The organism is Streptomyces sp. NBC_01463 (genome assembly GCA_036227345.1).
Classification (GTDB): domain Bacteria; phylum Actinomycetota; class Actinomycetes; order Streptomycetales; family Streptomycetaceae; genus Streptomyces.
This window is the reverse complement of record CP109468.1, coordinates 279660-300262: the sequence shown is the minus strand read 5'-3', so window position 1 is coordinate 300262 and position 20603 is coordinate 279660. Positions and strand designations below refer to the sequence as shown.

15 protein-coding genes and 1 pseudogene are annotated in these 20603 nt (G+C 71.0%); 6 read left to right on the top strand and 10 right to left on the bottom strand.

The window, feature by feature from the left end; all coding sequences use genetic code 11:
- Positions 1-124: 124 nt before the first annotated feature.
- The 5 genes from OG521_01345 to OG521_01325 all read right to left on the bottom strand — a co-directional run bounded on the left by OG521_01345 (position 125) and on the right by OG521_01325 (position 6481).
- The gene (locus tag OG521_01345; protein WUW19496.1) at positions 125-1000 is read right to left on the bottom strand and encodes a methyltransferase domain-containing protein; all 876 of its coding nucleotides are present in this window, start codon (positions 998-1000) and stop codon (positions 125-127) included.
- Between the two features lie 16 nt (positions 1001-1016).
- Positions 1017-2327, bottom strand: coding sequence for a family 2 encapsulin nanocompartment cargo protein terpene cyclase (locus OG521_01340; GenBank protein WUW19495.1), 1311 nt, complete (start codon positions 2325-2327; stop codon positions 1017-1019).
- Between the two features lie 107 nt (positions 2328-2434).
- Complete coding sequence (locus OG521_01335) at positions 2435-3847, bottom strand: family 2B encapsulin nanocompartment shell protein (GenBank protein ID WUW19494.1); 1413 nt, start codon at positions 3845-3847, stop codon at positions 2435-2437.
- A 513-nt stretch (positions 3848-4360) separates the two neighbouring features.
- A complete protein-coding gene (locus OG521_01330; protein ID WUW19493.1) occupies positions 4361-5164 on the bottom strand; it encodes a hypothetical protein in 804 nt (267 codons plus the stop codon).
- A 387-nt stretch (positions 5165-5551) separates the two neighbouring features.
- Positions 5552-6481, bottom strand: coding sequence for an NADP-dependent oxidoreductase (locus tag OG521_01325; protein WUW19492.1), 930 nt, complete (start codon positions 6479-6481; stop codon positions 5552-5554).
- A gap of 71 nt (positions 6482-6552) precedes the next feature.
- Between OG521_01325 and OG521_01320 the strand changes: the two genes are divergently transcribed.
- The 3 genes from OG521_01320 (at position 6553) to OG521_01310 (ending at position 8712) form a co-directional block, all read left to right on the top strand.
- Complete coding sequence (locus tag OG521_01320; GenBank protein ID WUW19491.1) at positions 6553-7128, top strand: TetR/AcrR family transcriptional regulator; 576 nt, start codon at positions 6553-6555, stop codon at positions 7126-7128.
- A 99-nt stretch (positions 7129-7227) separates the two neighbouring features.
- A complete protein-coding gene (locus OG521_01315) occupies positions 7228-7806 on the top strand; it encodes a class I SAM-dependent methyltransferase (GenBank protein ID WUW19490.1) in 579 nt (192 codons plus the stop codon).
- A 204-nt stretch (positions 7807-8010) separates the two neighbouring features.
- The gene (locus OG521_01310; protein ID WUW19489.1) at positions 8011-8712 is read left to right on the top strand and encodes a DUF2993 domain-containing protein; all 702 of its coding nucleotides are present in this window, start codon (positions 8011-8013) and stop codon (positions 8710-8712) included.
- A 353-nt stretch (positions 8713-9065) separates the two neighbouring features.
- Here the strand turns inward: OG521_01310 and OG521_01305 are convergent, their stop codons facing one another.
- The 5 genes from OG521_01305 to OG521_01285 form a co-directional block, all read right to left on the bottom strand.
- Positions 9066-10307 (bottom strand): beta-lactamase family protein, encoded by a 1242-nt coding sequence (locus OG521_01305; protein ID WUW19488.1) that lies wholly within the window; start codon positions 10305-10307, stop codon positions 9066-9068.
- A gap of 145 nt (positions 10308-10452) precedes the next feature.
- Complete coding sequence (locus OG521_01300) at positions 10453-10935, bottom strand: hypothetical protein (GenBank protein WUW19487.1); 483 nt, start codon at positions 10933-10935, stop codon at positions 10453-10455.
- 169 nt (positions 10936-11104) lie between these two features.
- Complete coding sequence (locus tag OG521_01295; GenBank protein WUW19486.1) at positions 11105-13405, bottom strand: helix-turn-helix domain-containing protein; 2301 nt, start codon at positions 13403-13405, stop codon at positions 11105-11107.
- 143 nt (positions 13406-13548) lie between these two features.
- A complete protein-coding gene (locus OG521_01290) occupies positions 13549-14736 on the bottom strand; it encodes an amidohydrolase (protein WUW19485.1) in 1188 nt (395 codons plus the stop codon).
- Between the two features lie 23 nt (positions 14737-14759).
- Positions 14760-16199 carry an MFS transporter gene (locus OG521_01285; GenBank protein ID WUW19484.1) on the bottom strand — a complete coding sequence of 480 codons (1440 nt, stop codon included), beginning with the start codon at positions 16197-16199 and terminating at the stop codon, positions 14760-14762.
- Positions 16200-16355: 156 nt separating this feature from the next.
- On the opposite strand from OG521_01285, the gene OG521_01280 reads away from it, so the two are divergent.
- From OG521_01280 to OG521_01270, 3 genes and pseudogenes are all read left to right on the top strand, one after another.
- A complete protein-coding gene (locus OG521_01280) occupies positions 16356-17339 on the top strand; it encodes an Lrp/AsnC family transcriptional regulator (protein ID WUW19483.1) in 984 nt (327 codons plus the stop codon).
- A 320-nt stretch (positions 17340-17659) separates the two neighbouring features.
- A complete protein-coding gene (locus OG521_01275) occupies positions 17660-19333 on the top strand; it encodes a sigma-70 family RNA polymerase sigma factor (GenBank protein ID WUW19482.1) in 1674 nt (557 codons plus the stop codon).
- A 113-nt stretch (positions 19334-19446) separates the two neighbouring features.
- A pseudogene (locus OG521_01270) lies at positions 19447-20148 on the top strand (hypothetical protein).
- The last annotated feature ends 455 nt before the right edge of the window (positions 20149-20603 follow it).

Genomic DNA, 20603 nt, shown 5'->3' with positions numbered 1-20603 from the left:
GCCCGGCCGGCGTCCGTCGTCGACGCCGACCGGTGTCACCATGCTCGACATACTCGACCGGAAACCCGACATCCTGTGTCGTGTTTCTGCGGGAAGACTCCGCAGTATCCGGTCCGGCCGCGGGTCAGACCCGGTCGGCGGCGATCAGGAGGTACTGGAAGGAACCGTCCCTGTAGGAGTTGATGAACGCGTCCTCGATGCCCGTCACCAGCGACGACGTGGCCCGCAGCTCCCAGTAGGGCAGGGTGTCGGGAGTGAGATCGATGACGGCCTGCGGCACGAGCCGGTTGTCGGCCATGGCCCGCAGGTACTCCCGGCGCGAGTGGATGTTGCACTCGAAGTGCGCGTTGATCTGCGAGACCCACTTCGAGGGCTGGCCGTACCGCGGATTCCAGCAGCCGGTGATGGTCACGTAGCGGCCGCCGACCGAGAGGACACGGGAGTGTTCGGCGAAGAGGTCGTCCAGGTCGACGTACATGCTCGACTCGTTGTTCCACGACGCGGCCGCCGACCCGGTTTCGAAGGGCGTGGCGAGCATGTTGCAGACACGGGCCCGGACGCGGTCCTGGATGCGCAGTTCCCGGGCGCGGGTGTTGGCGAAATCGGCCTGCTTGGCCGACAGCGTGACACCTTCGACCTTGCACCCGAAGCGCTGGTGGGCCATCACCATCGAACCGCCGCGGCCGCAGCCGGCGTCCACCAGTGTGTCGTCGCTCCCGATGTCACCGAGGTGCCCCAGCAGGACATCGGCCTGGGCCGACTCCAGCCGGTGGAGCTCGGCGATCAGCCGCTTCTCGCTCGCGCTGTCCTCGGTGTCGCCGAGCGCCGAGTGGTCGACCTCACCGATGCCGTAGTGGTGGTGGTAAAGGCCGTCGACATCGCCGAGGCGCAGGTTCACGGGCCTGGCCTCCCCGTCCCAGTAGCGGGCGATGTCTCCCTGGTACGGGGTCGTCGGGCCGGGAATGCGCAGGGCGGTGGAGGTGAGTTCGGTGTGCGTCACAGATGATTCCATTCTCTTACCAGAAGTCGGGCAGGCTGTAGCGATAGGTGTTGGACCGGTGCCAGTGGTGGTTGCCGTCCACCCAGGCGGCCACTCCCCGCAGGAAGCGCTGCACACCGGGTACCGGGCAGGCGACGGCAAGCGCCGCTGCCTCGGTCTCGAAGTCGTGCATGAGCTCGTTGTGGACCTCGACCGATTTCAGATACGCGTCCCGGTCGGAAAGGCCCTCCCGTTTCGCGATCACGACGGGAAGGTTCAGGTGCTGGCCGGGGGAGTCGAGTTCCTTGGTGTACGAGTACAGGTCGTTCACGATCGTCGTCGCGTTTCCCGCGAGAGCGATGACCTTCTGCATGTCCGCCCGGGCATGCAGGTCCGCGGGCAGTTCGTACCCGCCGACGGTGTCCGTGATGGTGGGGCAGGGGCGGAAGTTGTTGAACTGGCGCATCGCCAGGTACTCCCACACCTCCGGTACGTGGTCCTGCTGGGCCCAGGCCGCTTCGGCGAGGTACCCCATGTGCAGCCGCGCCATGTCGTGCCGCAGCCGGTCGGCCTGGGATGGGCCCGCCGCCCGGACGAAGTACTCCATGGCCGAGCGGTACGCGCGCCGGGGCGCGTCCGCGCGGAGCGACTCCGTCCACTGCGGCTGGTACTCCTTCGCCGTGTACAGGGGGTCCAGGGCGGTGTGCGCCAGCAGCAGGCGCTCGCCAAGACCGACGGGCGACCCGCCGTGGTCCTCGCAGTAGCAGTCGTCCACGGCGTTCTCCGCGACCATCAGCCGGGTGGCGAGCATCAGATGGTCGATGCTGGGCGCGTCCGGATGACAGCCGACCATGTACCGCCCCACGGAGAAGCCGTCGAACTGGTCCTCCCACTCCTCCGGATACAGGGCGACCTCGTCCAGCGCCCAGGCCTTGATCCGTCGGCTGACCTCCTCGACCCGCACCGGGTCGGGCTCGGGGATCGGGTGGTAGTACAGGCCCGGGACCGGCCGGCCATCCGCCGTGTCCACGGCCGGCTCCGAAGGCGTCGGCGGCTCCTCCCGCCGGAAGAGACGGAGCCCCGCCGTTCCCAGACCGCTGGGGCCGCGCAGGATCCGTTCCAGACCGGTGCCCCTCCCCGCCACCCCGGCGGGCGGGGTGGCGGAAGCAGCGGGCGCGGGTGGCGGGACCGCCGGCGGTGCGGGCGGAAGAGGCAGGCCGACCGGGCCGCCGGTCGCGGCCTTGATGTCGCGGGCCCGGCTCGCGGCGTCGGACAGCACGTGCGCCCCGAAGCGGGAAGCGGCCTCCGGCAGGTTCGATTGCGGCGGTGTCAGCTCAGGCGCGGGCATCCATGACTCCTCGGTGGGTGGGCGGCTGTTCCGAAGCCCACCGGGCACATGCGGACGTTGCCGGGCGGCTTCGAGGGCGTCACACATGTCTCGGCGGGCCGGATCCGCTACTTGGGCCAGCGCGCGATCTGGACGTTCTCCAGCACCCCGACCGCGTCCGGCACGAGGATGGCGGCGGAGTAGTAGGTGCTGACGAGGTAGGACGTGATCGCCTTCTCGTCGACGCCCATGAAGCGCACCGACAGGCCCGGTTCGTACTCGTCCGGGAGCCCGGTCTGATGCAGCCCGATGACGCCCTGGTTCGCCTCACCGGTACGCATCACGAGGATCGAGCTCGTCTTCTCCTTCGTGATCGGGATCTTGTTGCAGGGGAGGATGGGAACCCCGCGCCACGCGGGCACCTGCTGGCCGCCGAGATCGACGTGGTCCGGATACAGCCCGCGTGCGTTGAACTCACGCCCCAGCGCCGCGATCGTCCGGGGGTGCGCGAGGAAGAACTTGGAGCCCCGGCGGCGGCAGAGCAGTTCGTCCATGTCGTCCGGGGTCGGCGGGCCGGAGTGGGGCTGGATGCGCTGCTTGAAGTCGGCGTTGTGGAGAAGGCCGAACTCCCTGTTGTTGATCAGCTCGTGCTCCTGGCGCTCGCGCAGCGCCTCGACGGTGAGCCTGAGCTGTTCCTCGGTCTGGTTCATCGGCCCGTTGTAGAGGTCGGCGACCCTGGTGTGGATACGCAGAATGGTCTGGGCGACCGAGAGTTCGTACTCGCGCGGATTCAGCTCGTAGTCGGCGAACGCGCCCGGGAGTTCCTGCTCCCCGACGTGGCCGGCCGACATCGCGATCTCCGCCTCACCGCGATGGTTCTGCCGCTGGCGGGAATGCGATGCGAACGATTCGACGTGCTCCCTGAGAGCCGGCGCCGTGGAGAGCACGGCGGCGAAGTCGGCGCGCGACAGCGTGAGCAGAGTGCCCGAGGTCTCGGCGGTGGCGGTCTGCTCCCACCGCGCTTCCTCGTCCAGCAGCGCGTTCTCCCCGAACCGGTCGCCGTCGGCGAGCACGTCCAGAACGACCTCGTCGCCGTAATTGCCGACCGTGGTCTGGCCGATGCGCCCGTGAGCGATCAGATGGAGCTCGTCCGCGGGCGCCCCGCGCTCGACCAGCGTCTCTCCCGTACGGAAGTCCCGCTGGACGCACCGATCGGCTAGGGCGGTCAGCACCTCCACGTCGTCGAAGCCGCGCAGCAGGGCCAGTTCGCCGAGTTCCCGCGGGATCACCCGGACTCCGGCACCGTCCTGGACGAACTCGACGACTCCGTCGCCGACGGTGTACGTCAGGCGGCGGTTCACCCGGTAGGCGCCGCCCTTGGTCTCCACCCAGGGCAGCATCCGCAGCAGCCAGCGGGAGGTGATCTCCTGCATCTGCGGGGCGGACTTGGTCGTGGTGGCGAGGTTGCGGGCAGCCGCCGTGCCCAGACTGGACTGCTGGGGCAGTTCCAGTCGTACGTCCGAACTCGGTTCAACAGTCATCGGGACAAGCTCTCCTTGGTCAGGACGGCGACGTGCGTATGCGGACGCCGCCGGGCAAGAGGAGGAAAAAGGGTTGTAGGGACGGGAATCCGCCCAGATCCACGAGAACCCTAAGGGCCGCCCCCGGCCCCGGACCAAGGGAAATCGGTGACATTAACTCGATACGATGATCGCGTGCGCCCGATGTTTGTCCGGGTACCCGCAGGATTGAGCCGCGATCGAGGGTGCGTCCCGGAGAGCGGCCGGATCGGTCTCCCGCTCGGGGCGGGTGAGCCGAGGGTCGGCAGAAGCGGGGCACAGCCGTACTGTTGCGGGGCAGTCGGGCAGGACGGGCGGCTTCCCCGCGGCAGTCACACTCCGCAGCTAGCACGAACGGTCTCGCGGCACTACGTCGGAAACGCGACAGCGAGCAGCCCGGCGACGAGCCGGCAGGGTGTGAGATGCGCGATCGTGCGCCCGACGCCGACCGGGGTGAGCGCCGCCTCCGTGGCCGTCTCGCACGGGCCCGAGCTGCTACGACTGGCCGAGGGGAAGCTCGAATTCGTGGTGGGCCGAGGAGACGTGCAGGCCGGCGAGGGTCAGCGCCTGGCGTAGTGCGGTGGCTTCCTGGAACTCGAAGATGTTCAGTTCGGTGACGTGGGGGTGGTCGCGTTGCAGACGGGTGACGAGTGCCGAGATGACAGCGGCGAGGGTGTGCAGGCCGGCGTTCCGGTGGTGGATCGATTCCGCGGCGTTGATGTAGGCCATGGTTCCCTCGACGCGGGCGGAGACATCTGCCTCCGACGTCGCCAGCGTGAGATCGGGCCCAGGGATCAGCCGCACGAGAACATCGGGCAACCCGACAGGGGCCCGCCAGGTGGCCGGGTCGGTGCTCCAGGTGCGGGCGTATTCGCCCTGCGTGCGGGCGAGCAGAGCGGTCGCGGCACGTCCCTCGGGGCCGGTGTCCGCGCCGCTCCAGCGCAGGAACTCGTATCCGGCCCGCTGGGCTGCCCGGGCGGCCTGTCGGCAGAGGCCCTCGACCATGATGAACTCCTCGCCCGGCGGCGCGAGCAGATCGTAGCCGCCGTTGGTGATGCGGCGGACCTCGCGCGGAACGTACAGGGCCTGCACGCGCGCGGCCCCGTCCCCGCCCTGTTCGTCCTCGAACACCCAGCCCCATCCGAGCAACACACCGTCGCGACGGGCCACCGCCGAGCCGATCGTCCGGGGCCGGGGCGCCTCGTCGGTCAGATCGGGCACCGGTGCCCCGACGGACTCGAACATCTCTGCCGACAGTCGGGATTCCACCTCGGGCCTGCCGTCCCAAGAGATGGACATTTCGGAAATCATGCCCGAAGCGTACGGAGCGGGACCCGGATCGGGCGGGAACCGGCGCCCCAGCTGGGCGAGGTCATCTCGCGGGCCGGTGTCGACGGCCGCCTCTGCTGTGCCGTCGTCGGCCGCCGCTCAATCAGCCGTGAAACCGAAGGAGTCCCTGATCCATGACGCCTACGCCTCGCCGGAGGCAACTGGTCGAGGACCGGATCGGCGAGGCGGCCGAGGTGTCGGCGCCGTCCCCGGCGTCCATGGCCTGATCGGCGGGGGCAGTCTCGGACGCGATGAGCCCTGGCCGATGTCCGACAACGATCTCCTGCCTGTCAACGTCCCCGTCCCCTCGATCGACGCCGTTCTCGATCGGCAGCTGTCAGACCCCTTCTCCGGTGATCAGTCGTCGGCGCGGGACGCCGCACAGGCCGTGACTCCGATGACCAGGACCCGGCGCCCCCGGGTGTGGCCTGCGCGGCTGTCGGCGTGAGCCGCCGCTGCCTCGCTGAGCGCGTACGACTTCTCGACCGGGATGTGGAGCTCCCCCCGCGAGATGAGGTCGACGGCCTCGGCGAGCGCGTCCGGAACGCTCCCCGCCACGCCGGAGAACCGGACGCCCAGCCGCGGCGCACCGAGGTCGGCGATGGAGACGACCTTGCGCGGGTCCCCGGTCAGTTCGACGAGTTCGCGGATCACGCCCGAGCCGGCCAGGTCGAGGGCCGCGTCGACCCGGCCCAGGTGCCGCACCCGTTCGACCCACCCCTCGTCGTAGGTCGTGGCGAGGGCGCCCAGGCCGCGCAGGTAGTCCTGGTTCGCCGCCCCGGCCGTGCCGATCACCGTGATGCCGCGCGCACGGGCGATCTGCAGCACCGCCGACCCGACGCCGCCGGACGCGCCGCTGACCAGCAGCGTCTGCCGGGGCCGCACGCCCACCTCGCGGATGATGCGCACCGCGGTCTCCACCACCGACGGATACCCTGCCGCCTCCTCGAAGGGCAGTCCCTCGGGCATCCGGGCCCAGGCCGACAGCACGGCGAACTCGGCGTACGTGTCGGCGCCTTCGCCGAACACCCGGTCGCCGACCTCGACTCCGTCGACGCCCTCGCCGACCTCGTCCACCACCCCGGCGGCGTCCAGCCCGACCCCGGCGGGCAGTTCGACCGGATGGGCTCCCAGGACCTGGCCCTCCCGGATCCTCCAGTCGACCGGGTTGACCCCCGCCGCCCGTACGGAGATGCGTATCCGACCGGGGGGTGCTTGGGGCTCCTCGGCCTCCACCAGTCGCAGGACCTCGGGACCGCCGAACTCGGCAAAGCTGATTTTCCTCATGCGGTCGACGATAGTCCTAACCGTTAGTGTTTCGCAACGGTTAGCTATTCATAGCTGGTAGTGTCATCGTCATGATCGAGCCCTCCGGACGCCGCGAACGCAAGAAGGCTGCGACCCGTCAGAAGATCGCTCACACCGCGCTGAGCCTTTTCCTGGAGCACGGCTACGAAGCCGTGGGCATCCGTGACGTCGCGACCGAGGCCGACGTGGCCGTCACCACCGTCTTCGCCCACTTCGCCTCGAAGGAGGCGCTGGTGTTCGAGCGTGACCCGGACTTCGAGCAGCGCCTCACACGGGCGGTGACCGACCGCCCTGCGCACGAGTCGCCCGTCCCGGCGCTGCACCGCGAGGTCCAGGCTCTCGTGCGGCACTGCACGGCGGAGGGCAGCGCCCCCGTCCGGCGCATGATCGAGGGATCACCCGCCTTGCAGGAGTACGAGGATTCGATGGGCCTGCGTCACGCGCAGGCGCTGGCGGCGGCGTTGGCCGCCGATCCCGGCCTGTCCCGGAGCGTGACCGCCTGCCGGGCGACCGCGCGATTCACCATCGACGCCTACGCGCTGGCCTGCCGGGCGGACGACCCCGAGGCCACGGTGGACGAGGTCTTCCGGATGATCGAGGCGGCGTGGGAAGCCACCGCGCCCTGAGCCGACGCGCGTCGGGGGGCGGGCGTCGAGTGCGTGACGACAGCCGGGACGAGGAAATCCCGTTTGTGCGCGAGGAGTTGGCGCTCGCATCATTCCGGGATGGACGACACACCGAGCCAGTTGCCGGCCACCTTGCGCAGGCTGCGTGCCGCAGCGCGTGAGACGGGCTTCCTCATGTCCTGCGAGGAACGCACCGGCGGCCTGTTGGCCGCGCTTGCGGCTGCCCGGCCCGGCGGCCGGATTCTCGAACTCGGCACCGGCGTGGGCGAGGGCACCGCCTGGCTGCTGAGCGGGATGGACGGAGCCTCCGGTCTCGTCACCGTGGAACTCGACCCCGACGTCCAGGCGGTCGCACGCGCGCAGTTGGGCTCCGATCCACGGGTGACATTCGCGACCATGGACGGTGGTGACTGGCTGGAGGCGTACGACGGAGAGCCGTTCGACCTGGTCTTCGCGGACACCTGGCCGGGCAAGTTCACGCACCTCGACCGGGTCCTGGAACTGGTGGCCCCCGGCGGCACCTATCTGATCGACGACCTCTTCCCCCAGCCCGGTTGGCCGGAGAGCCATGAAGTCGCCGTAAGGCGCCTGCTGACCGAACTGGAGGGACGCGAGGACTTCCGGTCCGTCCGCATGGCCTGGGCGAGCGGGCTGCTGATGGCGGTACGCACCGGCTGAGCCGGGTCGCCCCACGGCTCGGCCACCTCGTCGGATGCCCGCCGCGTGCCGCGCGGTGCACCGAGGGCTTTCCGACCGTCATGACGCAGGTCACGGATCTTGTTCGGTGAGGCAATCCCTTCGCAAAGAATCCCTTCGGCGCGCAGCGCACGGCGCATGATCACGACGCCGAAATCGAATGGTTGAGCGTATGGGGGAAGTGCTGTGAGTCGTAGATGGGTGAAGGTCCTGGCCATCACGGTGGTCGTGCTCGCTGTGCTCTTCACCTTGGCCGACCGGGTGGCGGTGCACTACGCGGACAAGGAGGTCGCTCAGCTCGCGAAGGAGAAGTACGGATACGGGAACACCACCGACGGCCATCTGGACCTGGCCATCAAGGGCTTTCCGTTCCTCACCCAGGTAGCCGGCGGCACCCTTCATCACGTCACCCTGGACGCGGGCATGTTCTACGTCGACAGCACGACCAACGCACGGGGCGGCTATCTGCACATCGAACGCCTCCACCTCGATCTGAACGATGTGACGGTGACCTCGCTGTCCGCGCGCAGAGCCGAAGCGAACCTGGCCACCGGCACCCTGACCCTTTCCTACAAGGAACTGTCCGGGGTGGTGACACGGCTGGCAGGTGCCGGCCCGCTGACGGTCTCGCAAGCATCTGGATCGAGCGGCCAGGCGGCACACGTCAAGATCGCGGGCACCGGCGAGAGGGCGGTGAACGGCGTCGGGACGCTTCTCGCGCAAGGCCGAGAGCTCACCCTGAACCTTCCCGGCGTCGAGGGGGCCAACATGGTGTGGACGGTCGGCCTTCCGAACGGCGCCGGCTTCACCGCGGCCCGCGCCACCGAGAACGGCGTGGAGATGAGCATCGTCGGGCATCAGGTGAACCTCGGCTCGTCTCGCTATTGAGCCCCTTCCGATCCTGCGGCGCGGACGTACGCCCTTCGGGGCACTGCTGCCCCTGAGAGGGGCCGCCCGATCCCTGACGGACGTCCCCGACGCCTCAGCCGAGCGTGATCCGGCGGAAGCGCGACAGGGCGACCGCCATGAAGACGCCGATGACGGCCCCCGCACACAGCAGCGCGTGGGCCACGGGCCGCGCCTCGCTCATCGGCATGCCGGTGGGCGGCGGGTTGCCGAAGAGCCTGCGTACGGCGGTGGAACCACGTCACGGTGGGCGGCACACCCGAGGGAGTGCCGCCCACCGTGACGGTGGCGCCCGGCCCCCGGCGCTCTCAAGGGGGCGCTGCGCCGGTTCGCCGTCAGTCGTCGAGTGCCTGGTAGAGCGTGGTCCAGAAGTCGTGCATCAGATGGATCGGATCCGGCACGGACGCCCCGACCTGGGTGAGCAGGATGCCGGTCAGCCCGTTGGCCGGGTCGGCGTACGTCGAGGTGCCGCTTCCGCCGTCCCAGCCGAACTGGCCGATGGGCGCGTAGTCACCGCGGTAGGTGCGTACCGCCATCCCGAAGCCCCAGCCGCCGTGCTGGCCCTGGCCGAAGGAGATGTGGACGTTGTCGGTGGCCAGCTGATGCCGGGCGGCCTGCTGTCCGGGGGTGAGGCGGTTGGTGGTCATCAGCTCGACGGCGGCCCGGGACAGGATCCTCTCGTTCCCGTGCATCCCGCCGCTGAGCAGCATCCGGAAGTACGCGTGGTAGTCGTCGGCGGTCGAGTTCAGGCCACCGCCGCCACCCTCGAAGGCCGGAGGCGCGCTGTGGCGTCCCCCTTCCGCCTCGTCCCATACGTGGAACTCGCCGGTCTGCGGGTCGGGGGCGTACAGCGGCGGCAGCCGGTGCATCTGGTCGGCCGGCACATGGAACCCGGTGTCCTTCATCCCCAGCGGGCCGAAGACGCGCTCCTGCAGGAACGCGCCGTACGACTGGCCCGTCACCCGGGCCACGAGCACACCCAGCAGATCGCTGGCGATCTGGTACTGCCAGCGCTCGCCGGGCTGGTGCATCAGCGGCAGTTCGCCCAGGCGGCGCAGCCACTCGTCAGGACCGGGCATAGGCTCCGGCAGATTGGGCGTCAGCCCCTTCTCGAAGATCGCGCCCATGACGGGCGTGCCCAGTGACGTCATATCCATGCCGATCCCGAACGTGGAGGTCAGCACGTCCCGCACGGTGATCGGCCGCCGCGCCGGAACGGTCTCGTCCAGCGGGCCGTCGATCCGCTTGAGCACCTGTCTGTCGGCGAGTTCGGGCAGCCACTCCTGCACGGTGTCGTCCAGCCGCAGCCTGCACTCGTCGAGCAGGACCATCGCCGCCGCGACCGCGACCGGCTTGGAGGTCGAGGCCATGCGGAAGACCGTGTCGCGGCGCATCGGCTCGCCACCGTCGTGGCGCATCGTCCCGAGCGTCTCGACATGTGTCTCGGCGCCCCGGCTGAACAGCGCGACGAGGCCCGGCACCTTCCCGGACTCGACATGCCGTGCCAGCACGTCGCGCACGCGTTGCAGTCCTGTCTTGGAAAACCCGTTGTGCCGGTCGTCGATGGCGTTGGGCATCGCTGTGTACTCCTTGGATCGAACGCGGATGGCGGATGCGGTGTGTTCGCAGCCGGGCCCGGAACACCGGGGCCGGGGCGATCGGTTCGGGTCACCCGAGGGCGAATCAGCCTGGGGTGAAGGGACTTGGCGGGCGCCGGGGCGGTCAGCAGCCGAGCCGGTCGGCGATCACGGCGAGTACCTGCCGCAGATCGCGTGACATGCGGGTACGCAGGCCCAGCTCGGCGATGCCGGCCGCGAACCCCGGATGGTGGGGGAGGACCCGGTGGACACCGTGGGTCACCCGGGTGCCCGCCGGACAGGCGGTGACGGTGTGCACTCCGGCGTACCAGCTCTGCACCGCGATCCTGGACCGGTCCCGGTCCACCTGGATCGCCACGGGTTCCACGGGTCCTGCGAGTTCGGCGCGGTAGGTGCCGGCGGCCGACCCGGCCACGACGGTCATCGCCCCCTTCCGGGCAGCCGAAGCCCGGGCCAGCACCAGCAGGTTGTCGTCGCCCACGCGCCCCTCGCGGACCACGAGCAGCAGTTCGGCGACTGCCGCGACGGGCGCGGCGAGTGTCCCCTGCACTTCCCATCGAGCGGGAAGCGCGTCCAGTCCGTCGAGCAGGGAAGGCGTCGAGTGCATGGCACAGACCCTCGGCGCTGCGGCCCGTCCCGGGCAATCCGTGCCGCAACACCCGGGACGGGGGACGCCTTCACGGCAGCCGTCTGACCTGCGCCGCGAAGTCGGCGGACGGCTGCCTCGCGGGTGTCCCGGGACGGGACGGGACAGCTGCTCCACCGCTGGGACAGGATCAGGAGACCCGGGCCAGCCCCGCACGTGCCGCCGGTTCCAGATAGGTGACCCCCTGCGTGGTGGCGATCTCCAGCGCCACCCGGAACCGGCGTGCCGCCGCCTCCCGGTCGCCGGTGACCAGGCACGCCTCCGCGTACAGGAGAAGACTGCGCACCATGCGGTGCGGCTCGCCCGCCTCTTCGAGGATCAGCAGCGCCTCGGCGTGCGCGGTCGTCGCCTCGTCGACGGCGCCGAGGTGGCGCAGGGCCACGGCGGCATCCGTCCGGCTGATGGCCTCGAAGACCGGATAGCGCGTCTCCCGGTTGATCGCCACGGCCCGCTCGGCCAGGTCGAGGGCCGTCCGGGCGTCACCCAGGCCGAGTGCCGCCCGGCCGAGCACGTCCAGGCACATGCGCTCCTTCTGCCGGTCCAGCCCGCGCGCGGTCCCCAGCAGCCCGGAGACGGCCTCGTGGGCCTCGGCGGGCTCTCCCAGCAGCAGGAGAGCCCGCCCGAGCCGCACACCTATGTACACACGGACCACTGCCTGCCGGGGTGGCACCAGCCCCGTCGCCCGGCGCAGGAGTTCCAGGGCGCCCTCGGCGTCATCGGCGTAGAGACGGACCTCCGCCAGCTGTTCGAGAGCCAGCGCCTGGCCGACGACGTCGCCCTCCGACGCCATCAGCACACGAGCCGTCTCCAGCTCGGGAACCGCGTCCGCCGGCCGGCCCACCCGGAGCAGGGCGGCACCCAGCAGGTACCGGTGGGAGGCGAGCATCCGGCGCTCGCCGAGCGCCTCGGCGGCGGGGAGACTGGCCGCGAGCCCGTCGCACACCTGCGCCATGCCCCCGCGGCGCCCGAGCGAGATCACGAAGGCGAACTGGCCGAGCCCGACCGCCGTCGCGTCGATCCGCAGCTCCACGGTGAGTCTGAACGTGGCGACGATGTTGCCCCACTCGGCGTCCAGCCAGTCGAGGGCGCCGTCATGGGAGAAGCCGGGAAGCGCGGGAGCGTGGTGCGAGACGATGACCCGCACGGGGACGACGACCAGCTCGATCACCTCCGCCGCGGCCAGCATGCCGCCCAGGTAGTAGTCGCCCAGCCGGGCCATCGCCGGTCCCGGGTCCGCCGCCGATTCCTCGGCGCGGGCGGACTGCCGCAGGAGGTCGTGCATCCGGTACCGGCCCGCGGCCGGTTCCTGCAGCAGATGGACGTCGACCAGGTCCTCCAGCAGCGAACGGGCGTTGGCCAGCGGGATCCCGGCCAGGGCCGCGGCGCCGTACGCGTCGATGTCCTCGCCCGGCACGAGCCCCAGCAGTCCGAACATGCGCCGCTGCGCGGAGTCGAGTTGCCGCAAGGACATCTCGAACACGTCGGACACCGCCAGCTCGCCCTCGCGCAGCCGTTCCACCAGGGTGTCGAGCGTCCACGCGGGCCGGTGGCGCAGGCGGGCGGCGGCCACCCGGATCGCCAGGGGAAGGTTTCCGCACCGGCGCAGTACCTCTCCGACATCACCGGGCCGGTCCCCGCCCGCGGATGTGAGGAACAGGTCCGCCGCCTCCCGGGCGGGCAGGACGTCCAGCGAGATGGGCTGAACACCGTCGAGCTCCACCATCCGCCGACGGCTGGTGATCACGAAGAAGCTCCGGCCCGCACCCGGCAGCAGATCGCGCACCTGATCGGCGTCGGCGGCGTTGTCCAGCAGGACGATCGCGCGCCGCGTCGCCAGCTCCGACCGCCACAGCGCGGCCCGCTCGGCCACTCCGTCAGGGATCCTGCCGGGTGGCAGCCCGAGCGCGGCGAGCAGCACACGCAGCGCCTCGGAGGGTTCGACCGGCTCGCGGCCCGGAGTGAATCCGTGCAGATCCAGGTGGAGCTGGGCGCTGGGGAAGGCCGCGGTCAGCAGATGCGCGCCGTGTACCGCCAGGGCGGTCTTGCCCACGCCGCCCATTCCGTCGATCGCCACCATCGTCGTGTTCCGCGGGGCGTCGAGGAGCGCGGCCAGCTCCTGCCCGCGCCCGGTGAAGGCAGTGACGTCGTGGGGCAGGTCGTTGCGTACGGACGGAGTGACAGCGGCGCTCGCATGGGGGGTGTCCTTGGCGCGCCCCCAGACCTCGTGCAGTTGCCTGGGGTCGCGACCGGCCGCCTTGCACAGAGCGACCACCGTCGACCAGGGCGGGACGGCCTGGCCGGAGAAGTAGCGCGACAGCGAGGAGCTGCTGACGTGGATCTCGCGTGCGAGGTCACGCAGGCTCCGTCCGGTCAGATCACGCAACTGCCTTAGCTGCCCTGCCAGATCGTCACGCAGTCTGTCCGCCTTCACGCGACGATCGTAGAGCGAGTGGAGCGGTCACGCCCTTTCGTTCGGATCAAGGAGTCGTCAAGGTGGGAGGCGTCTTCACTGCGGAAACCGGCACCGCACGCGCGGAGCGCCTGCGGTGCCGGTTTCCGGGGATCACACCGGGCTCAGCCGCGGGCGGTCCCGGGCCGTTCGGCGAGCCGGGTCAGCAGACTGGTGCGGTGGTCCTGGTCCGTGGCCAGGGCGAGCGCCGTCCAGGCCATGGCCAGTCCGCCGTCGAGGACGGCCCGGTCCGCCCCGGGGCTCGTGCCGTAGCGGGTGAACTCGGGGTTGTGCATGATCGTGTCGCCGCAGTCGTAGCCGATCGAGGGGTGGATGGTCGGGACGAGGTGGGACACGTTGCCCATGTCGGTCGACCCGGCACGCATGGAGTCCGGGGTGTCGGAGATGGGGCGGCCGAGGCCCGCCATCGCATCCCGGTAGGCGGCCGAGACGGCCAGGTCCTGCCGCAGGTCGGCGTAGTCGTTCCCGACCGCTTCCAGGGCGAGTTCGGCGCCGGTGGCGTGGGCACCGGCCTCGAAGCAGGCCCGGATCCGTGCCTGCAGTTCGGCGAGATCCTCGGCGGTGGCGGCCCGGCAGTCGTAGTCGGCGGTCACCTGGGCCGGGATGACGTTGGGCGCCTCACCGCCGCCGGTGACGATGCCGTGCACGATTCCGTCCGGGATCATCTGCTGCCGGTACGCGCTGATCGCCACCTGGGCGACGAGCATGGCGTCCGCCGCGTTGATGCCCCGGTGCGGCATGGCGGCTGCGTGGGCGGCGCGGCCGGTGTAGCGCACCTTCCAGCTCCCGATGGCGAGGGACGTCATGCCCACGCCGTCCACCGGTGCGGCGTGCACCATCATGGCGGCGGCGACATCGTCGAAGGCCCCCGCGTTCAGCAGGTCGACCTTGCCGCCGCCGTACTCCTCCGCCGGGGTGCCCAGCAGTTTGACGGTCAGGCCGAGTTCGTCGGCCAACGGCGCCAGGGCGAGGGCGGCGGTGACGGCGGCGGCGCCGTTCACGTTGTGCCCGCAGGCGTGTCCGATGCCCGGCAGCGCGTCGTACTCGGCCGTGAGCGCGATGACGAGGTCGCCGCTTCCGGCGACGGCCTCGAAGGCCGTGTCCAGACCGTAGGCACCGCGCCGCACGTCGAAGCCGGCGGCTTCGGTGAGATCGGCGATCTTCCGGGCCGACCTGTGCTCCTCGTAGGCGAGTTCGGGTTCGGCGTGGAGGCTGTGGCTGAGGGCGATGACGTCGTCGCGGCGGCGGGCGACGGTGGCACGGGTGTGCTCGCGCAAGGCGTGTTGATTCACGGGGGGTCCTTCCTCGGGGATGGTCAGGCGGTGCGGGTGCCGGGCCGGTAGAGCAGGGCGGTCGCGGCCCCGGCCAGGGACGCCGCGACGCACACCGCCCAGCAGGTCGCGTACGCCGAGTAGTGGGGCAGTGCGGCGCCGGCCGGGGTGGCTGCGGCCGTGACGGCGAGCACGCAGGCCGCACCGAGCGAACCGCCGACGTTGATGAGCAGTTCGTTGATGCCGGAGCCGACGGCCGTCTGTTCCTTGGGGACCGACTCGACGGCCAGCGTCCGGGTGGCCTGCTGGAGCAGTCCTGCGCCGAGACCGGCCACCGTCTGGCAGATCAGGTAAGGGGTGACCGAACCGTGCAGGGCGAGGGTGAGCACGTAACCCGCGGCCATCAGCAGCGAACCGGCGACGAGCGTGGCACGGTCGCCGATCCGTGCGGCCAGCGCCGGTGCGGCCGTCGCGGCGAGGCCGGTCGCGGCGAGCGCGGGAATCATCGCGAAGGCGATCTGCAACGGGGTCAGGCCGAGCCCGTAGCCCATGTCCCGCGGTGTGCCCATGAAGATCGCCCCGGCGACCTGCAGGCCGATCATGCAGAACGAGAACGTCGTCGTCACGATCGCGACGACCGTCACGTTCCGGCGCCGGAACAGACGGACATCGATCATCGGGTCCACGGTGCGCGTCTCCGCCAGGGCCCACAGGGCCATCATCAGCGCACCACCGACCAGACAGCCCAGGGTCCGGCCGGAGCTCCACTCCCAGCCCGGCATGCCTCCCTGGCCGAGGCCGCACATGATCGCCACGAGGCCGGCGCACAGGAGGAAGCCACCGCGCAGGTCGAGGCGGCCGCCGGGACGTTCCGTCGTCTCGGGCAGCAGGGGCCAGGTGACAAGGAAGGCGATGCCCACCGCCGCCGTGGGCACCCACAGCGCCGCGGTCGGGGTGTCGACGTAGTGGGCCACCAGGCCGCTGGCCACGCCACCGACACAGATGCCGCCCACCAGCGCCGCCACCATCGTGCCGATGGCTCGCCGGCTCTCGGCGGCGCTCCCGCGATTGCGCAGGATGCCGACCAACAGCGGGAAGAAGCCCGCGAAGGCTCCCTGGAGCACCTGGCCGGCCATGAGGACGCGGAACGATCCGGCCATGCCGACGACCACCGAGCCGGCCAGGACGACGGCGATGTTCCAGCGCAGGACGCGGCGGTGGCCGTGGAGGTCACCGAGGCGGGCGAGCAGCGGTGTGAACGCGACGCTGGCCATCAGGTTCGCGATGCTGATCCAGTTCAGGTCGGCGGCGGTGACGTGCAGCACGTCGGTCAGGCTGCGCAGGACCGGCGACAGGAAGCCCTGGGTGATGCCGCTGGAGAGCTCGACGAGCACGATCGAGACCAGGACGGCCACGGCGGAGACGGATGTCGGTGGAGTCTTCGGGGCGATCTTGCGCGCAGGTCTGACTACTGCGTCGGGCATGGGCTCCACCTCTGCGGACGGCCGGATGTCGGCTGAATGATGCTGTCCGGTAATGTGCGGGTCACCACCGAAACCAGGCAAGAGGTGCCTCCGAGAATGCGCGAAGCAGGCGTATCCCGGAATCAGATGGCGGAATCGGGCAATCGAGGGGAACGCGTGGCGGAATCCGACCCGGCCGGGCAGTCGCCCTTCGACGCCCAGGATCTGGCGGTGCTGCGGTTCCTCGCGCAGAGCCCGCGCGCCTCCTTCGCCGACGTCGGCGCCCACGTCGGCCTGCACGAGCGCACCGTCGCCCGCCGCCTGGAGCGCATGCTCAGGACCGGACAGGTGAGGTTCATCGGCGGGCTGGTGAGCGAATACCTGGGGGACGACCTGGTCGTCGAACTGGCCGTGCGCTGCGCCCCCGGCCGTCTGGAGGAGGTCGCCCGAACCATCGCCGCGCGGCCCGACAGCCGCTCCGTCGAGGTCGCCACGGGCGACCTGGTGGTCCTCGCGGAGATGACGGCCGCCGACGAGAACGAGCTCATCGCACTCGTGGACCGGACGATCGGCACCATGCCGGGAGTCCTCGACATCCACTCCGCCCTGGTGCTCCGGCTGCTCCTCACCGCGGTCGACTGGGCGCCGTACCGGTCCGGACCGACGCGCATGCGCCGGCTGGCGATGGAGGGGCGGCAGCCCGTCACCGGGACCCGCGTGGACGACGTCGACCGGGAGCTCGCGGCCCTGCTCGCCGAGGACGCGCGCATGCCGACGACCAGCCTGGCGACCCGGCTGAACCTGGGCGAGTCCACGGTACGCCGACGGCTCAACCGGCTCATGGCCTCGCACGTCTTCCACCTGCGTCTGTTCGCGGAACCGGGGGTACTCGGCTATCCGGTCGAATCGCGCTTCCAGCTCCGCGTCGAGCACGTCCACCTCGACGCGGCGCTGCGCCACCTGGCCGCCGAGCCCTCCGTCCGGCACCTCGTCGTCACCACGGGAAGGGACAACGTCCTCGGCTACAGCAGCCACGCCACGACCGCCGACATGCACGACTTCCATGCCCGGGCGTTCTCGGGGCTGCAGGGCGTACGAGAAGTCCAGACGGCCCTCCTGATACGCACGTACAAGCGCGCCGGAAATCTCGTACCGAGGTGAGAGCAGCGCTCATGGCCGACCGCGCGCGTGCGTCAGGGATGCCAGGGGTGTGCTGAGGGCGTCCTGAGGGTGCCGGAGCCCGCACCGCGAGGAGTCTCCTCCGCGCCTCGTTTCCCACGGGCCGCTCGTTTTCCGATATCCGGCCGGCCGCCATGCGTCTCCCTCTGTGCGGACAGGTCTCCCGTTCGTCGAACCACGACGACGGGGAGGCCGGCCTGCCCCCGAACACGCCCGAACCCAGCAAGCCCCGCCACAGGAGGCGGCAGTCCGACCGGTACTGCGGCCTTGCGGCGGACCAACGCCCCGGACGAGGTCTTCGCATGACTGGAATGCACGCGCGGCACACCCGCACGGATCCCACGACGCCCGCTGCCGGGTGCCCGGACCGGGAGCTGGGGCTACGGGTCAGACAGTCGGGGAACACGGCAGCCGCCGCTGAGCTGTACGAGCGCCACCACTCGGCCGTCCTCGGCTATGCCCGCACCTTCGCGCGCGATCCCCACACCGCCGAGGACCTCGCCTCCGAGGTGTTCGCCCGTGTCCTGCACGCGGTGCGGTCGGGCAGCGGGCCGGAGGACGCCTGGCGGCCCTACCTGCTCGCCGTGGTGCGGCACACCGCGGGGGAGTGGGCGGCCACCGCGCGACGGACCGAGCTGAAGGAGGACTTCGAGCAGTGGCTTGCCGAGCAGGAGGCGCCCGGTCCGGACATTGGGGTCGTGGAGTACGCCGACGGAGAGGAGCGGGTGATCGCGCGGGAGGACCGGGACATGATCGTTCGCGGCTTCCGCGTCCTGCCCGAGCGCTGGCAGGCGGCCCTGTGGCACAGCGTCGTGGAGGGCGAGTCCGCCGAACGGATCGGTGTACTGCTGGGCCTGAGCCCCAGCGGGGTCACCTCGCTCACCGCGAGGGCCCGAGAGGGGCTGCGAGAGGCGTATCTCCGTGCGCACGCCGAGACCGGCAGCCGGAGCGAGGAGTGCCGGCGCCACGGTCCGCTGCTCGCCGCGGCGGTCCGTCGCGGCGGGTCCCGGCGTGACCGGCGGCTGGGCCGGCACCTGGACGGGTGCGAGGGCTGCAGGCGGGCGCTCGCCGAACTCACCCACCTGGACGGCCGGCTCGGAGCCGTGCTGCCGGCAGGTCTGCTGCTGTGGGGCGGCCACGCCTACTTCCAGGCCCAGTTCGGGGCGGCTGCCGGTGGCGCGGCAGCGGGTTCGGCGGGTGGTGCGACGGCGGCCGCCGCCTCCACCGCGGGAGGCAAGGGCGCCCTGCTGGGCGCCGCCGTGGTCACCGCGTCCGCCCTGCTGGGCGGTGGCCTGCTCCTCCTGGACGGCGCAGAGGACACCCCGAAAGCCCCTGTGCGCTCCGCAGAGGCCGCCCCGGTGCCACCCGCCCCCCGTGTCCCCAGCAGCCCGGCCACGAAGTCCCCACGTGCCACCGTGAGTGCCTCCCCTTCCGCGCCGGCCCCACCGTCCCCGACCGCGTGGCTGCCGAAAGCGGAGGACCGCACCAGGCTCAGGCTCGCCTCCACCGGCAGGTGCATGGAGATCCCCGGCGGCAGCACGGCCGCAGGCGTCCAGGCGCGGGAGGCGCCCTGCCGGGGGAGCCGCCGTCAGATGTGGGATCTGCTGCGCCCGGGTGACGACGGGCGGGTGCAGATACGCAACACCGGGACCGGGATGTGCCTGTCCAACCAGGGCACCGAGACCGACGACGCCCCGGTCGTCCAGACGAACTGCTCCTCCGCCGACGCCGGACAGCTGTGGGGTCTCTACGCGCCGGACGGCTCCGGCGAGGCGCGGTTCATCCAGCGGGGCGACCGGATGTACCTGGGGCTGAACGACTGGGCGCACGCGGCCGACGGTCTGGAGCACACGACGGACATCGGCACCAACCACCACTACTACGCCTCGCCCTCGTTCGGCTTCCGCTACGACGGCGCCCTGTTCGACGGCCGTCTCGCCGGGCTGCCGCCGGCTGACGGCGCCGCCGCGTACTGACTTCGAAGCCTCCGCCACGGCGGCTTCGGTAAAGGATCGGCAAAGCAGCGGGACGGGGGAGTGCGCGCACACTCCCCCTCCCCGCAATGTTCCACCGATCCCAAGGACCCCCCATGTACAAGCGCGCCCGTACGGGACTCGCCACCGCCGCGGCAACGGCCGCCGTGCTCGCCGCGGTCGGCCCCGCCGCCCCGGCCCATGCCGCCGACGAGGCCCCGGCCAGGAACCGGGTACTCGTGGTCGTGGTCGACTTCAAGGACGCCAAGCACGCCGACGCCGAGGCGGTCAAACAGGACGCCAGGAAGGAGTACTTCGGCGGTTCCCAGTCGATCGCGGGGTACTACACCAAGGTCTCCCAGGGAGCCTTCACGTATGTCCCGGCCGCCGAGGACGAAGTCGTCGGACCGTACGAACTCGACCTGCCGCAGAACCCGTGCGACGCCGGAGCCGTGAACAAGGCCGCCAGGGAGGCCGCGCTCGCGGACGGCTACACGGAGAAGGAGGACTACGACAGCATCTCCGTGCTGCAGCCCGGCGCCGGAAGCGACTGCGGCTGGGCCGGACTCGGCTCCGTACCGGGTCCGAACACCTGGCTGCAGGTCGGCGAGGACGGCACGACCAGCAAGGCCGCCATGGTCCACGAGTTCGGCCACAACCAGGGCTACAGCCACCACGAGCGCGACGAGTGCCCGGGCGGCGACCTCGGCCGCTGCGCCAGTGCGGAGGGGTACAGCGGCAAGACCCCCATGGGCGGCGGTGGCGTCGGCGTCGGCTTCGCCGCCCCCGAGCTGATCAGCCGGTCCTGGCTCCCCGGCGGTCAGGCCGTCACCGTGAAGAAGTCCGCCACCTTCACCCTCAGCCCGCTCTACGGCGGTGCGGCCGGTGGAGTCAGGGCGCTCGACATCCCGCTGGGCAAGGACCGGTTGGTCGTGGAGTACCGCCACGAGGACCCCTCCTACACCGATGCCGAGGACGGCAACCTCGACGCCGCGATCGAGGGTGTGCACGCGTATCTGGTCCCCGAGGGCAACTACAACTCCTCCCGTCTCATCGACCCCACGCCGGGCGAAGGGAAGGGCAAGGAGGACGCGGTCACCGCGTTGACCGACAAGGCGAACAAGGTCCGGGTGGAGGTCGGCCGGTCCGGCAACGGGTCGGCCGCCGTCTCGGTCAGCCTCGGTGGCGTACCCGCACCTGCCGCGGCCGGATCGTCGAAGCAGGGCAACACCACCGCGCCCGACCCGAAGCCCCAAGGCGGTGAGGGAGCGCC